At 62.9% G+C, this 15,279-nt stretch carries 14 protein-coding genes; 7 read left to right on the top strand and 7 right to left on the bottom strand.

The window, feature by feature from the left end; genetic code table 11:
- Nucleotides 1-176: 176 nt before the first annotated feature.
- From AC56QP_RS25315 to AC56QP_RS25305, 3 genes are read left to right on the top strand one after another with little or no spacing between them, the layout of a single operon-like run.
- Complete coding sequence (locus AC56QP_RS25315; RefSeq protein ID WP_489862986.1) at nucleotides 177-1,244, top strand: HlyD family secretion protein; 1,068 nt, start codon at nucleotides 177-179, stop codon at nucleotides 1,242-1,244.
- Entirely contained in the window at nucleotides 1,241-4,033 is a 2,793-nt protein-coding gene (gene rbbA / locus AC56QP_RS25310; protein ID WP_489862987.1) for a ribosome-associated ATPase/putative transporter RbbA, read from the top strand. Before AC56QP_RS25315 ends, rbbA begins: the two co-directional genes overlap by 4 nt.
- Before the next feature lies 1 nt (nucleotide 4,034).
- Nucleotides 4,035-5,147: an ABC transporter permease gene (locus AC56QP_RS25305; RefSeq protein WP_489862988.1), complete on the top strand. Its 1,113-nt coding sequence runs from the start codon at nucleotides 4,035-4,037 to the stop codon at nucleotides 5,145-5,147.
- Nucleotides 5,148-5,186: 39 nt separating this feature from the next.
- Here the strand turns inward: AC56QP_RS25305 and AC56QP_RS25300 are convergent, their stop codons facing one another.
- Nucleotides 5,187-5,771, bottom strand: a complete 585-nt coding sequence (locus tag AC56QP_RS25300; RefSeq protein ID WP_489862989.1) for a UbiX family flavin prenyltransferase — start codon at nucleotides 5,769-5,771, stop codon at nucleotides 5,187-5,189.
- On the bottom strand, nucleotides 5,768-7,276 hold the full coding sequence (locus AC56QP_RS25295) for a UbiD family decarboxylase (protein WP_489862990.1): 1,509 nt from the start codon (nucleotides 7,274-7,276) through the stop codon (nucleotides 5,768-5,770). Before AC56QP_RS25295 ends, AC56QP_RS25300 begins: the two co-directional genes overlap by 4 nt.
- Nucleotides 7,277-7,474: 198 nt before the next feature.
- Here AC56QP_RS25295 and AC56QP_RS25290 point away from each other — a divergent pair, with 198 nt between their 5' ends.
- Genes AC56QP_RS25290 through ubiV form a run of 4 tightly spaced genes read left to right on the top strand, consistent with a single transcriptional unit; the run spans nucleotide 7,475 to nucleotide 10,389 of the window.
- Nucleotides 7,475-7,891, top strand: a complete 417-nt coding sequence (locus AC56QP_RS25290) for a hypothetical protein (RefSeq protein WP_489862991.1) — start codon at nucleotides 7,475-7,477, stop codon at nucleotides 7,889-7,891.
- A gap of 50 nt (nucleotides 7,892-7,941) precedes the next feature.
- Entirely contained in the window at nucleotides 7,942-8,490 is a 549-nt protein-coding gene (gene ubiT / locus AC56QP_RS25285) for a ubiquinone anaerobic biosynthesis accessory factor UbiT (RefSeq protein WP_489862992.1), read from the top strand.
- A gap of 11 nt (nucleotides 8,491-8,501) precedes the next feature.
- Nucleotides 8,502-9,485, top strand: a complete 984-nt coding sequence (ubiU, locus tag AC56QP_RS25280) for a ubiquinone anaerobic biosynthesis protein UbiU (protein ID WP_489862993.1) — start codon at nucleotides 8,502-8,504, stop codon at nucleotides 9,483-9,485.
- A 4-nt stretch (nucleotides 9,486-9,489) separates the two neighbouring features.
- On the top strand, nucleotides 9,490-10,389 hold the full coding sequence (gene ubiV, locus AC56QP_RS25275) for a ubiquinone anaerobic biosynthesis protein UbiV (protein WP_489862994.1): 900 nt from the start codon (nucleotides 9,490-9,492) through the stop codon (nucleotides 10,387-10,389).
- Between the two features lie 145 nt (nucleotides 10,390-10,534).
- Here ubiV and AC56QP_RS25270 read toward each other — a convergent pair whose 3' ends face one another.
- The 5 genes from AC56QP_RS25270 to AC56QP_RS25250 form a co-directional block, all read right to left on the bottom strand.
- Entirely contained in the window at nucleotides 10,535-11,371 is an 837-nt protein-coding gene (locus tag AC56QP_RS25270) for a sulfite exporter TauE/SafE family protein (RefSeq protein ID WP_489862995.1), read from the bottom strand.
- Between the two features lie 128 nt (nucleotides 11,372-11,499).
- Nucleotides 11,500-12,246, bottom strand: coding sequence for a pyridoxal 4-dehydrogenase, SDR-type (gene pldH, locus AC56QP_RS25265; protein ID WP_489862996.1), 747 nt, complete (start codon nucleotides 12,244-12,246; stop codon nucleotides 11,500-11,502).
- 38 nt (nucleotides 12,247-12,284) lie between these two features.
- Nucleotides 12,285-13,463 (bottom strand): pyridoxamine--pyruvate transaminase, encoded by a 1,179-nt coding sequence (gene ppaT / locus AC56QP_RS25260; RefSeq protein WP_489862997.1) that lies wholly within the window; start codon nucleotides 13,461-13,463, stop codon nucleotides 12,285-12,287.
- 25 nt (nucleotides 13,464-13,488) lie between these two features.
- Nucleotides 13,489-14,295, bottom strand: a complete 807-nt coding sequence (gene pldA, locus AC56QP_RS25255; protein ID WP_269905073.1) for a 4-pyridoxolactonase — start codon at nucleotides 14,293-14,295, stop codon at nucleotides 13,489-13,491.
- A gap of 47 nt (nucleotides 14,296-14,342) precedes the next feature.
- A complete protein-coding gene (locus tag AC56QP_RS25250) occupies nucleotides 14,343-15,278 on the bottom strand; it encodes a putative B6 ABC transporter permease subunit 1 (protein WP_489862998.1) in 936 nt (311 codons plus the stop codon).
- Nucleotide 15,279 lies beyond the last annotated feature (1 nt).

Below are 15,279 nucleotides of genomic sequence, written 5' to 3'. Positions count from 1 at the left end.
GCGGAGTCCCTCGCCATGGTCGATATCACATCAAGCCCTGAACAAATCAGATCCGCTTCGCCCCAACTGCGGCGATGGCTGGGGAACGAGATCGCGCGCGCCCTTGTCGAGGAACAGGCCCCGAATCCGGGAAGAGTTTTTCCGAAGCCGGCAGGTGCTACGGGAGTCCTGCGGTGATGAACTCTCGGCGGACATGGCTGATCGCCGGCCTTCTGATCGTTCTTGGCGCGGGTGGTTACTACGCATGGCAGAAATCCAAGGATGGCGATCTGCCGGAAGGCATCGCGAGCGGGAATGGCCGCATAGAAGCGGTCGAGATCGACGTGTCGACGAAAGCGGCGGGCCGGATCAAGGACATCCTTGTCGATGAAGGCGATTTCGTCAAAGCTGGCGAAGTGCTTGCCCGCATGGACACGGTGCAGCTGGAGGCCCAGCGCCGTCAGGCCGAAGCGCAGTTGCAACGCGCTGTGATCGGCGTGGAGACCGCCAATAGCCTGGTAACGCAGCGAGAAGCCGAAAGAACGGCCGCGGCCGCGGTCGTCGCGCAGCGCGAAGCCCAATTGGATGCCGCCGAGCGCACGCTGGTGCGCACCGAGCAGCTTGCCACCAACAACACCATTTCCCAGCAGGTTCTCGACAACGACCGGGCAACCGCGCAGGGGGCAAAGGCTGCGGTGGCGGCGGCACAAGCTCAGCAAGCCGCAAGCGATGCCGCCATCAACGCGGCAAAGGCTCAGGTCATCGACGCCAAGGCGGCCGTCGACGCGGCCCAGGCCGCGATCGAGAGCATCGACGCCGACATCGACGATTCCACGCTCAAGTCTCCGCGCGACGGACGGGTACAGTACCGGGTGGCGGAGCCTGGAGAAGTCCTGTCCGCCGGTGGGCGCGTGCTCAATCTCGTCGATCTCGGCGACGTCTACATGACCTTCTTCCTGCCGACGGCGCAGGCAGGCCGTGTGGCGATCGGCACGGAGGTCCGCCTCGTGCTCGACGCCGCCCCGCAATATGTGATCCCTGCCAAGGCCATCTACGTCGCTGATGTCGCCCAGTTCACGCCAAAGACGGTCGAGACCGAGGAAGAGCGCCTGAAGCTGATGTTCCGGATCAAGGCGCAGATTTCACCGGACCTGCTGCGTAAGTACATCCAGCAGGTGAAGACCGGCTTGCCGGGCGTGGCCTATATCCGGTTGGATCCGCAGGTTCCGTGGCCGGCCAAGCTCCAGGGAAAGCTCGCTCAATGAGCGCGTGGCCGGGCGCCACCGCAAGTCCTCCTTCACAGCTGGTCGCACGGCTGGAGGGAGTTGGCCATTCCTATGGCAGGACCCGGGCGCTCGACGGCATCACATTGGACATACCTGCCGGCTGCATGGTTGGCCTGATCGGGCCCGACGGCGTCGGCAAGTCCAGCCTGCTTTCCTTGATCGCGGGAGCGCGGGCAATACAGCAAGGGAGCATCGCGGTGCTTGGCGGCAACATGGCCGACGTCCGCCATCGACAGACCACGTACCCGAGGATTGCTTATATGCCGCAAGGCCTCGGCAAGAACCTCTATCCGACGCTGTCCGTCTTCGACAACATCGACTTCTTCGGCCGCTTGTTCGGGCACGATCGGGATGAGCGGGAGCGCCGCATCGGCGAGCTTCTGGAGAGCACGGGGCTGGCGCCCTTCGCTGCCCGGCAGGCAGGCAAGCTTTCCGGTGGCATGAAGCAGAAGCTCGGCCTCTGCTGCGCCCTTATCCATGATCCCGACCTCCTCATCCTGGACGAGCCAACGACCGGTGTCGATCCTTTGTCGCGTCGCCAGTTCTGGGAGCTGATTGACCAGATCCGCCGCGGTCGCACTGGAATGAGCGTCATTGTTGCAACCGCCTACATGGAGGAAGCCGCCCGATTCGACTGGCTGGTCGCAATGGACGGGGGCCGCGTGCTGGCCTCTGGATCGCCGTCGGAGCTGCTTGAGCGGACTGGCGCGCCTGACCTCGACGAGGCCTTTATCGCACTCCTTCCGCGGGAAAGGCGGGACGGCCATCAGCAGGTGGTGATCCCGCCCCGATCCGCGGGCACCGATGGCGAAACTGCCATCGAGGCGGAACATCTCACCATGCGGTTCGGCGATTTCACCGCCGTCGACGACGTGAGTTTCCGTATCGAGCGTGGCGAGATCTTCGGCTTCCTGGGCTCGAATGGCTGCGGCAAGACGACCACCATGAAGATGCTGACCGGTCTGCTTCAGGCCAGCGAAGGCAAGGCCCGGCTCTTCGGACGCGAGATAGACCCGAACGACATCGAAGTTCGGCGGCGCGTCGGCTACATGTCGCAGGGATTCTCGCTCTATTCCGAGCTGACGGTCCGTCAGAACCTCGAGCTTCATGCCCGGCTCTTCGGCCTGGCTCCAGACGCCATCCCGCAAAGGATCGCGGAGATGGCGCAGCGCTTCGATCTCGCCGGCCATGTGGACGCGCTTCCCGATGCCCTGCCGCTCGGAATCCGGCAGCGCCTGTCGCTTGCCGTGGCGATGATCCACTCCCCCGATATCCTGATCCTCGACGAGCCGACATCCGGCGTGGACCCGGTCGCCCGCGACGGGTTCTGGCAGATCCTGTCCGAGCTATCGCGCAAGCAGAACGTGACGATCTTCGTCTCGACGCACTTCATGAACGAGGCGGAACGTTGCGACCGTGTTTCGTTGATGCATGCCGGCAGGGTTCTTGTCACCGATACGCCGGCAATGATCGTCCAGAATCGCGCGGCGCCGACGCTTGAAGAGGCTTTCATCCGCTATCTGGAAAGCGCGGCCGCCGCGACGGAGACCGCACCGCCAGATACCGGGACTGAACCGGCACACGCCACCGGCGCGCCGCAAGGGTGGACTAGGCATTCGCGGGAAAAGCGTGGCAATCGCGTCTTCGATCCCCGCCGTATGTTCGCCTATACGCGGCGCGAGGCGCTCGAACTCGTGCACGATCCGATCCGCGCCACGCTCGCCATCGTCGGCACGCTCATCCTGATGCTCGTCGTGGGGTACGGCATCAACATGGACGTGGAGAATATGACCTTCGCCGTCCTCGATCACGACGATACGGCAATCAGCCGCGACTACGTGCAGCAAATCGCCGGCTCGCGATATTTCACCGAAAAGGCGCCTATCTCGGACTACGCCGATCTTGACCGACGCATGGGAGACGGCGAGCTCAGCCTGGCGATCGAGATTCCGCCCGGCTTTGGTCGCGACCTGGCGCGCGGCCGCAACGTTGCCATCGGCGCGTGGATCGACGGCGCCATGCCTACGCGTGCCGAGACCGTGCGCGGTTACGTGCAGGGCATGCACGCAGGCTGGCTTGCCCAGAAGGCACGCGAAATCTATGGCGACGCGGCCACGGTCAGCGATTTTCAGCTGGCGATCCGCTACCGCTACAACCCCGATGTCCGGAGCCTCGATGCTATTGTTCCGGCAGTGATCCCGATGCTTCTCCTGTTGATACCGTCCATGCTGGCCGTGCTGAGCGTCGTGCGCGAAAAGGAACTCGGCTCGATCATCAATTTCTACGTCACGCCGGTCACGCGGTTCGAGTTCCTGCTCGGCAAGCAGATTCCCTATGTCGTGCTCGCGATGCTGAACTTCCTGCTGCTGACAGCCTTTGCCGTCTTCATCTTTGGCGTGCCGTTCACCGGCAGTTTTGCAACCTTCGCCGCCGCCGCGTTTCTCTATGTCATCGTCACGACGGGAATGGGGCTGCTGCTCTCGACCTTCATGAGCAGCCAGATCGCGGCGATCTTCGGAACGGCGCTGATCACGATGATCCCGGCCTCGCAATATTCGGGCATGATCGATCCGGTCTCGTCGCTCCAGGGCGTGGGTGCCTTCATTGGCCAGATCTATCCGATGACCTATTTTGTCATCATCTCGCGTGGCGCCTTCTCGAAGGCACTCGGCTTTGACGACCTTTCCAGCGCGTTTTTGCCACTCCTCATCGCCATCCCCGTGTTGCTCGGCCTCGGAGCGGCACTTCTCAGGAAACAGGCCCGCTGAAATGCGTTTCGCCAACATCTTCCAGCTCGGCATCAAGGAACTGCGCGGCCTTGCGCGGGATCCGATGCTGCTCGTGCTGATCGCCTATGCCTTCACCTTGGCGATCTACACAGCGTCCAAGGCGATGCCGGAAACCCTCAATCGCGCGCCGATCGCGATCGTCGACGAAGATCAGTCGCCGCTGTCCTCGCGCATCGTAACCGCGTTCTACCCTCCCTTCTTCACGGCGCCCCGGCTCATCTCCCAGCCCGAAATGGACAGGCGCATGGATTCCGGCATGGACACATTCGCGCTCGATATCCCTCCGAACTTCCAGCGCGATCTCCTGGCCGGCAGATCGCCCACGATCCAGCTCAATATCGACGCGACCCGCATGTCGCAGGCCTTCACCGGCGGGGGATATGTCCAGTCGATCGTATCGGGGGAAGTGAGTGAATTTCTGGATCGCTATCGCGCCGAGACCGTGCTGCCTGTCAATCTTGACTTGCGCGCGCGTTTCAATCCCGAACTCAACAAGGGATGGTTTGGCGCCATCACCGACGTGATTTCCTCGATCACCATGCTCTCCATCATCCTGACCGGCGCGGCACTCATCCGCGAGCGCGAGCATGGAACGATCGAGCATTTGCTGGTCATGCCGGTAAAGCCGTTCGAAATCATGATGAGCAAGGTCTGGTCGATGGGTCTCGTCGTGCTGGTGGCTTCCGGCCTGTCGCTGGTCTTAGTCGTGCAGGGCCTGCTCTCCGTGCCCACGAACGGATCCGCGCTGCTGTTCATGACCGGAGCGGCCCTGGACATATTCGCCATGACCTGTCTGGGGATCTTCCTTGCGACCATCGCGGGCTCGATGCCGCAATTCGGGTTGCTGCTGATGATGGTGCTTCTGCCGCTTCAGTTGCTGTCCGGCGGCGTCACGCCGCGTGAGAGCATGCCCCAGATCATCCAGGCCATCATGTTCGCCGCGCCGAACACGCACTTTGTCATACTGGCCCAGGCCGTCCTGTTCCGCGGCGCTGGCCTGGACGTCGTCTGGCCGCAGCTTGCGGCGTTGCTGGCCATTGGCACTGGATTATTTGCCTTTTCGCTTCGCCGCTTTCGTCAATTCCTGAAATAGGCTCGCATGAGGAGGCCCCAAAGTGCGCATCCATAGAGCTTATCCGACGCTGACGTTATCTTCACCCCACCGTGTCAGCTTGTTGCCAGGGTCCACGCCCGCCCAGCCAACCAGCCGGGCAGCCATCTCGACCACCATTTCCTCGACCGAGGCAAGCTTGACATAGAATGGCGGCACTGGCGGCGCGATGATCGCCCCCATCCGGGCCAGCCTGAGCATCGCGTCAAGGTGCCCTTCGTGGAGCGGCGCCTCGCGCGGCACGATGACCAGCCGGCGCTTTTCCTTCAGCACGACATCGGCGGCCCTTGTAAGAAGGTTGTCGCCCAACCCATGCGCCATCGCCGCCAAGGTACGCATCGAACAGGGAACGACAATCATGCCATCCGTTCTGAAAGAGCCGCTGGCAATGGGTGCGGCCAGGTCCTGATAGGAATATGCGTGGTTTGCGACAGACGTCAGTTGGGCAAGGCCGTCGGCGCCGAGCTCATGCGCGACGGTCAATCGCGCGCCCTTGGAAACGACGAGATGCGTCTCCACCCCGGCCCTGACCAGTTGACGAATGGTCTCCAGCGCGAGCACGGAGCCGGATGCACCGGTGACACCGATTATCAGCCGTTTGGTCATTCTTGCCTCCGAGCGGTCGTTTGCGAAAAAAACTCGTTCCATCGTTGGGATACCTGCTCCTCGATATCGGCTGACATCGTCAGCTCCTTTCCCCATTCGCGAGAGGTCTCCGATCCAATCTTGCGCGTCGCATCGAGCCCGATCTTGCCTCCAAGCCCCTCGAGCGGTGACGCGAAATCGAGCTGGTCGATGGGGGTCCGATCCACCTGCATCAGATCGCGCGAGGGATCCATGCGGGTGGCGACCGCCCACATCACGTCCGGCCATGATCGAATATCGATGTCGTCATCCACCACGACGATCATCTTGGTCATCGAGAACTGCGGCAGCAGGGACCAGAACCCCATCATCACGCGCCTGGCCTGCCCGGCATATTTCTTGGCGATCGAGATAACGGCAATCCTGTAGGAGCAGGCTTCCGGCGGAAGCCACACGTCGACGATTTCCGGTATCTGTTGGCGCAGGAGCGGCCTGTAGACATCGAGCAGCGCCTCGCCGAGGACCGAGGGCTCGTCGGGCGCGCGCCCGGTGAAGGTGGTCAGGTAATTTGCCCCGTCACGGACGCGAACGCGCTTGAGGTTGAATACGGGGTATCGTTCCGGCGCGTTGTAATATCCGGTGTGGTCGCCGAAGGGCCCCTCCAGCGCTGTCTCGGTTGGAGAGACGACACCTTCGAGCACGATTTCCGCACTGATTGGCGCGTGAAGCATGATGCTCTTGCAGGGCGCCAATCCGACTCGGCGATTGTTGATCATCCCGGACAGTGCCAGCTCCGACACGCCTTCGGGCGCCGGCATCACCGACGCGATCAACGTGGCGGGGTCCGCCCCGATGACAACCGCCACCGGCATCTCGAGGCCTCGCGCCTGCCACATGCGATGGTGGGCGGCGCCACCGCGCATGGGCAGCCATCGTATGATGGCGCGATTACGAGCAAGCACCTGCATGCGATATACGCCCAGATTGTATGTGCTCGGATCGTCCTCACCAGGTGGGCGAGTGACAACCACGGGCCAGGTTATGAGAGGGCCGGCGTCTCCCGGCCAACAAGTCTGGACGGGAAGAAGCGAAAAATCCGGATCGGCGTCCCGCCACCCTCCGGGCGGGGCAACGATCTTCGGCCGCGCCGCGAAGGCCCCGCGCGCCACCGGCAACATCTGTCGGGCCTGGTGAAGGTTCCGTGGGGCCCGAGGCGATCTCATCCACGCAAGAAGCGCGCCGAGGGTTTCCAGCCCAGGAAGGTCGGTGCCAAGGCCCCAAGCGACGCGTTCCCGGGTACCGAAAAGATTCGCGACGACCGGAAAGGCCGACCTGACGCCGCGGTCGTCGATGGGCGTGGTCAGGCGCAGCGCCGGGCCTTTCGCGGCGATCACCCGCCTGTGGATCTCGGTCAGTTCGAGCCGTGTCGAAACAGGCACCCCGACCTCCTGCAGTTGTCCATTCCCATCCAGGTACGAAAGGAATGAGCCGAGGTCCGAAAACGACGGGAGGCAGCGGTGATGCATCGTGAATTCCGGCTCGACCGGATCGTCGGGCCGACAATTCTGCCATGCGCGCTGACGAGAAACTTTGCGCTAGCGCAAAGAGCGATCGATCCGTCCGCGCTAATTTTCGAACTTGGTGCCGTACGGAAGCGGTCGCCCCCCGACAGCGAAGGCGGGCAGACCATCGTTGGCGGCGCCGGGCAATAATGAGGGATTTACATGGCCGGCAATCTCATCAGTGAAACTGTCGAAGCTTGGCGGTCCGTAATTTCCCTTCTCGCGGACCGCCGGCGGAGCAGGGCAGCGACAAGGGAATTCTGGGCAATGGGTATGGATGAGTGCACGGGCATTCTGAATGACATCGGTCTGTCGCCAAGCGAATTCGACGATGCCATGCGGTTGCCATACGCCTCGGAAGACCTGCTTTCTTCGGCGATGCGTTCAGCCGGCATCGATCCGGACAGTTTTCAATCGCTGCAAGCGCACGGTTTCATGGCACGCACCTGCATCACCTGCCCGCATCGCCGCCAGTGTCATGATCACCTGGCCGCCTTCGATTTCGAAAGCCACTATCAGGATTTCTGTCCGAACAGCCAGAATTTTGCAGATCTGCTCGAGAACGGACGCAGCACGTAATCCGCCGCGAAATCCGCTTGAGCGCCCCCCATATCGGAAGGATGCACTGAATGGTGACCGGAAACACGGAACCGAGATTGCCGGCGGTCGTTCGCTATCTTTTCCCGGCCTTCGCCGGCCTGCCACTCGGGCCGCTGCTCACGCTGTCCTTGCGCTCTTTGGCCGGGCGACAGCCTCGATTGTTCGATCGCCTCGGCGAACATCGAACAGCTTGCTATTTCATCGACCCGATCGACCTCGCCTTCGCATTTACCGTGGTACCGGACGCGGAGCGCTCGATCGTTCGTGTCGTCGGGAAAAGTGAGGCCGCGACATCAAGCGTCCAGATCAGGGGACCTATTCTGACACTGTTGAGCCTGCTCGACGGCACGCTTGATGGCGACGCGCTTTTCTTCAGCCGGATCATCTCGATCAGCGGCCGCACGGAGGCGGTGCTCGCGCTGAGGAACACGATCGAGGATGCCGAGCTTCGCCCGGCGGATCTGCTCGGCTTGCGCGGCGCACTGGCACGTCTTGTCGATACGGGAATTCTCGGTGCGCTGGATGTCGCGCGCCAAATGGCCGATCGCAACTCCAGACGCAAGGCACCAGAGGCATGACAAGCGGACGCATGGAACTTGTCTGCCCGGCCGGAACCCCCGCTACGTTGAGGGCAGCCGTTCAGGCAGGCGCGGACGCCGTCTATTGCGGATTTCGCGACGAAACGAATGCCCGGAATTTCCCGGGACTCAACTTCTCTGGGGAAGAACTGGCCGAGGGCGTCCGCTTCGCGCATGACCACGGCAGCAAGGTTCTGGTCGCTATCAACACCTTCGCGCGGGTCAATGATGTCGACCTCTGGAAGAAGGCCGCGGACACGGCGGCCGAATGCGGCGCAAACGCGATCATCGCGGCGGACATCGCCGTCCTCGATCACGTCGCGAAAAACCACAAGCAAGTTCGTCTTCATCTCTCTGTGCAAGCCGCGGCCGCGACGCCGGAGGCAATCGGATTCTACGCGACCAGTTTCGGCATCCGTCGCGTCGTCCTGCCGCGGGTGCTTTCGGTTCAGGAGATCGCGGCGCTCAACCGTGCGATCGACGTGGAAACGGAAGCATTCGTATTCGGCGGCCTTTGCGTGATGATCGAAGGCCGCTGCTATCTCTCTTCATACGCGACAGGAAGATCGCCAAATCTGAATGGCGTCTGTTCGCCACCCGAAATGGTGAGTTACGACGACGAGCCGAACAGCACGGCTGCGCGGCTCTCAGGGTTCACGATCGACCGCTACGAGCCAGGCGAGCCGGTGGGCTACCCCACTTTGTGTAAGGGCAAATTCAAGGCCGGCGGCAAGACCTCCTATCTGTTCGAGGATCCCGTCAGCCTGAACGCCGGCGGGATGATTGCCGGGCTGAAAGCCGCCGGCGTAACCGCCTTGAAGATCGAAGGACGCCAGCGTGGCAAAGGTTACGTGACGGAAGTGGTCCGTGCCTTCCGGAAGGCCGTTGACGCCGTCGAGCAAGGTGGCGACGCGATCGAGATCGATCGGATTCTTGCTGGCCAGTCGGAAGGTTCCCGGCAGACGGCAGGAGCGTACAGCAAGAAGTGGAGATAGCATCTTGTCCGCAATTGCGTTGACGCTTGGGCCGGTCTTCTTCCACTGGTCGCCCGACCGCCTCTTGGACTTCTACCGCAGGATAGCAGACGAGGCTCCGATCGACCGCGTCCATGTCGGCGAAGTCGTATGCGGCAAGCGGATGCCGTTTTCCGACCCGGCATGGCCCGAGATCATCGATCGCCTCGAGCGTGCGGGAAAGGAAGTGGTGCTGTCCACGCTGGCGGCCCCGGCAACCGTTCGAGAACGCAGAAGCATTGCGGACCTCTGCACCGACGAACGGCTGGTGGAGATCAACGATGTCACCGCCCTGCCCTCACGCTCCGGCAAGCCCTTCGTGACCGGTCCGTTCCTGAACGTCTACAATGAGGCTTCCGCGCGGTTCCTGATCCAGCGCGGTGCCACAACGATATGCCCGCCCGTGGAATTGTCGCTCGCCGCCGTCGGCGCCATGGCCGGCGCATGTCGCGAGGCGGAATTCGAGATTTTCGTCTTCGGTCGGCTGCCGCTGGCGCTTTCCGGCCGATGCTATCACGCGCGCATCCACGGCCTGCACAAGGATTCCTGCCAGTTTACCTGCGAACGAGACCCAGATGGTCTTGCCGTGGACACGCTCGACGACCAGCAGTTTCTCGCGATCAATGGCGTGCAGACGCTCTCCAACCGGGTGCAGGCCTTCTGCCCGGCACCGGCGGATCTCACTTCCAGGAGCGTCCGGCGTATCCGCCTGTCTCCGCACACATGCGACATGGTCGAGGTGGCAAAGACCTATAGAGCGCTTGCCGATGGGAGAGAGGATCCCAAGGCTGCCCGCTTCATCCTCTCGTGCCTCGATCTGCCCAGCACGCTCGTCGATGGATACGCCCATGGCAAGCCCGGCTGGCAGGCCGCCCCTTCGATCTGAAGCCGGGTCTCGAACGGAAACACCCAAGGCGGAGTTGGCCTGATTCAGGCGGAACCGTGCTCGCCTCCAAGCCGGACGGCATCACGCTCGGGCTCCGTTGTGCGTCGATTGAGACCAGCTTGCGCTCCCGAACCAAGGCCAGGATTCAGGTAAGCAACATCCGCCCGGCCGTGATCGCCAGGAAGAACGCAAAGGCAAGTTTCAGGTAGCGCGGGTTGAGCGCGTGGGCGAGCCTCGCGCCCAGGGGAGCGAACAAAAAGCTCACGGGCGCTATGATGGCTACCGCTGGCAGGCTGACGTAACCCAGACTGAGCGGAGGCCTGCCAGCAACCGCGAGACCCGACCAGATGAAACCGGCCACCGCTGGAAGCGCGATAAGAAGGCCAAGCGCCGACGAGGTGCCGACAGCCCGATGGACCGGAAAGGAAAAGCTGGAAAGCGTCGGCACCGAGAGCGTGCCGCCGCCAATTCCCATCAGCGAAGAAACAAAGCCGATGACAGAGGCAACCGCACGGTTGATCCACCCGCTTTGCGGCAAGTGATCGGAGATCACGAGGTTCTTCGGCAGCGCCATGTTGACGGCCACCAGCAGGCCGACGACGCCGAAAACCAGCCGCAAGCCGGCGCCCGGGATGAATTTCGACATGATGCCGCCGATGAGCGCACTGATGAAAATAGCCGGCCCCCACAGATCGAGCAGAGGCCGATCGACATTGCCGCGCTTGTTGTGCGACCGCATCGATGAGATCGAGGTCGGGATAATGACCGCAAGCGACGTCGCGACCGCCAGGTGACTGATCACCGTCGGCGAAAAGTGAAACAACGTAAGCACCCAGAACAGCACGGGGACGATGACGATGCCACCGCCGACCCCGAGCAGGCCGGCCAGCACGCCGGACGCCACCCCGGTCACAGCCATGCCGGCGACCAGCATGGCAATCGTCAGCCCGTCGAACATCGACGTGTCGAACCCGAAATTCACGATGATATTCCCCTTGATTGGCCGTCCATGTCAGGCCTTGCGGGTAGGCTTTTGGCCAAGCCCATCCGCCGTTGCGACCCGATGCAGGTCGCCCAAAAATGTGCAGCGGTATTGGGACGCGGCGCGCTCTAGTGGCGCACCATGCCGGCGTCGACATTGAGCGTCTGGCCGGTGATCCAGCGCGCATCGTCGGAGGCCAGGAACGAAACCACATCGGCGATATGTTCCGGCTGGCCCTTGCCTTTCATCGCCTGAAGCATCTCGACGAAGCCGAACGCTTCATTGTGCGGGCTCGCCTTGACGCCGTCGCTCTCGATCAGGCCAGGCGTTACCGCGTTGGCGGTGATGTTGTATTTGCCGAGCTCCGTGGCGAGCGCCCTGGTGAAGCCGATGACGCCGCCCTTGGCCGCGACATAGGCCGCCATGTTTGGCGTGCCGGCAAAGAAGGTGTTGGAGGCGATGCTGATCACCCGTCCCGCCTTGCCCACCGCACGCATCTGGTCCGTGCCAGCGCGGCTGACGATGAAGGTGCCTGTCAGATTGACGTCGATGATCTTGCGCCAATGGTCGAGATCGACATCGTCCCAAGCGACGAACGGCACGATGCTGGCATTGTTGACCAGAATGTCGATGCCCCCGGTCAGGGCCAAGATTTCAGCAAAGAGTGCCTTGACGGATGCCGGATCGGAAATGTCGGCGGCGATCGCCTTCGCCTTTCCGCCGATCGCTGCGGCGGCCGCCTTCGCGCCTTCGGCATTGATGTCGCTGACGATGACGGTTGCCCCGTCGGCGGCAAGCCGCGCCGCGATCGCCTTGCCTATACCCTGCGCGGCGCCCGTAACTAGGGCCGTCTTTCCCGCGAGCCGTTCAGTCATGAAAATACTCCCTCAATCCGTGATCTGGTGATGTCTGTTCAGGCGTCGGCGTCGATCACGGCGAGCGCCGCATCAATGCCTTGGCCGATCGCGAGATTCTGCCCTGCCGCTTTCATGGCGCCGCCAAGTGCTGTCAGCGCCGCTATCGCGTAGATCGGCTGGGCGGTCGGTCCCATATGGCCGATGCGCGTCAGCTTGCCCAATGTTTCGCCGCGCCCCGACGAAAACACCACGCCGTAGCGGGCCCGCGCGGCCTGGCGAAGCGCCTTCTCGTCGACGCCTTCGGGCGTGCGGACGGCGGTCGTGGTTGGCGACGCGATCTCTTCGCTGGCGGCCCAGATCGACAGGCCCATCGCGGCGACGCCCGCACGCATGGCCTTGGCGGTGAGCGCGTGGCGCGCCCACACCGCCTCCGGCCCCTCACCAAGGTAGAGGTCGAGCGCGACGTCGAGCCCGCTCATCTCGGAGACGGACGGTGTGAACGGAAACGGCTCGTCCCTCGACCACGCATTTTCCCAGTCCACGATGCTCAGCATCGACGCGCGCGGCGCCAGGGGATTGGCCTTCATCTTGGCCCAGGCCCGCTCGCTGACGCCCATCATCGTGAGGCCGGGAGGCGCGCCCAGGCATTTGTTCGGGCCGGTGACATAGATATCGGCCTTGCAATCCTCCGGATGCGTCTTCATGCCGCCAAACGACGAGACGGCGTCGACGATGAGATAACCGCCATGCGCCGAAACCAGCGCGCCGATGGCGTCGATCGGATTGATGGTGCCGGACGGCGTGTCGTGGTGACAGACGGAAACGACGGTGATTTCCGGATGCGCCTTCAGCATTGCCGCGACCGCCAGCGGGTCGATCGCCTCGTTGTAGGGCACTTCGATCTCGAGCAGGTGTGGCGAATAGCGCTTCGCCCAATAGCCAAAACCCTTGCCGTAGACGCCGGAGGCAAGGTTGAGCACGACGTCGTCGGGCGCGATCAGGGAGGCGGCGGCGGCCTCCAGGCCAAGCACCGGCTCACCATGCAGGATGACCGGCCTGTTCGACAGCCGCATCGCCTTCTGCGCCTTGTCGATCACCTTCTCGTAGAACAGCTGGAACGCTGGGTCGTAGTCGTAGAGCACCGTGCGACCGAGGCCGCGCAGTACATCAGGATAGGCGTTCACCGGCCCAGAGGTGAGTGTGATGACCGGTTCGGCATGGTCGGAATAGCGCATGGTCTTGTCTCCGCATTGGTGACGGTCAGCCGTAGAATTGCGTGCCGGTCCGGTAGGTCTTGAAGTTGTCCATGTCGTGCGAATACATCAGCTCGGCGCCATGGTCCTCGGCGAGCTTCTTCACCCTGCGCATCGAATTGACGCCCGCCACCGGATCGATGTGGAAGGATGCCTGGCACAGCGTTTCAAGGCTCTTCTGCGTGTAGGCGGCATCGATGGTGAACATGATCGGCTTGCGTTTGGGGAACTCCACCAGCAGGCTGTAATGGCCGATCGAGTGGCCGGGCGTCGAGATCAGCTTGACGCCCCTGGCGAGGTCGGCGTCGCCGTCGATGCCCTCGAAGGTCGAGTTGGCCCGCGTCGTGCCCTCCAGCAACTGCGCGGTCGCGCCACGCGCCTCCGCCGCTTCCGCCGAGAAGCTCAGGTCGGAATAGCCAAGATGTTCGAAAGGCTGCGGATTGCAGGCCTGTGGCACCTCGCTCCGGTGGCAGATCTTCTTGGCATGCGGAAAATACTTGTTGCCGCCGCAATGGTCGAAGTGGAAATGCGAATTGACGACGACGTCGATGTCCTTCGGTTCGAGGCCGAGCAGCGCCAGGGCGCCGGGGATGGTCTGGTGCTTTTCCTGGATCGGCTTTTCGAAGGGCAGCACCTTCATCACGTGATCGTAGTCATAGCCGGTGTCGATGAGAAACCGGCCCTCGGCATGCTCGATCAGGATCGAATAGACGGGGAAGCGCACTTCGCCGCCAGGGCCCCGGTTCCAGAACACGTGATACCCGTCGAGAACGAGCGAGCCGCCGTCGAGCAGGTAGACCTTGGTATCCGACATTCTTGCCTCCTGTTTTGGCGCGGGTCCCGTCCGCGCATGAATTGTCGTCAGCGCGCGCCGCGCTCGTATGGAATGCCAAGCGCCGCCGGCAGGCTGGCACGCCGGCCAAACAGCACCAGCATGATCATCACCGCCAGGAACGGCAGCATCTGGATGATGTCGGTCGGTATGTTGATGCCGGCCACCTGCATCGCCGTCGTCAACGACAGGCAGACGCCGAACAGCAACGCGCCGAACAGCACCCATATCGGGCGACCGCGCGCCAGCATGGCCAGCACGATGCCGAGAAAGCCCGCCCCATTGGTGATGAAAGGAATGAACAGCCCGGCCCCGACATTGGCCAGATAGGCGCCGCCAAGCCCGGCCAGCGCTCCGGTCGTCAACACGGCGACGGTGCGGGTTCGCACGACGTCGATGCCGGCCACATCGAGCGCTGCCGGCTTGTCGCCCGCGGCCTGCAGGTTGAGGCCCAGCTGCGTGCGCCGGTAGACATACCCCATGCCGAAAACCAGCGCGACCGCCAGATAGACGATGAGATGCTGCTTGAAGAGCGCTGGCCCTATCACCGGAATGTCCGATAGCAGCGGGATGACCGTCACTTCAGCCGCCGGCAGGCGCGGATAGCTCCGCGAAAACTGGAAATGGTGGAGCAGTGCCGTCAGGCCTTCCAGCCCCAACGTCAACGCGATACCAATGACGATCTGGTTCAGCCCGATGCGCACGCAAAGCAGCGCCATGATGAGCGCGACCGCGACGCCGCCGGCCGCACCGGTGAGAAAGCCCAGCCACAGCGACCCGGAATAGAAGGCGCCGACAAAACCGAGATAGGCGCCGGCAAGCATCATGCCTTCGATGCCAATGTTGAGCACGCCCGCCTTTTCCGACATCTGCTCGCCAAGTCCGGCAAGCAGCAGCGGGATTGCCGCGGTGACCGCGCCAAACAGCAGCGCGCTGAGAAAGACTTCGCTGAACAGCCCGGTCATG

Source organism: Mesorhizobium sp. RCAM 05104 (assembly GCF_059683645.1).
Note: the sequence above shows the minus strand (reverse complement) of the source record. Positions and strands in the feature narration are given on the sequence as shown.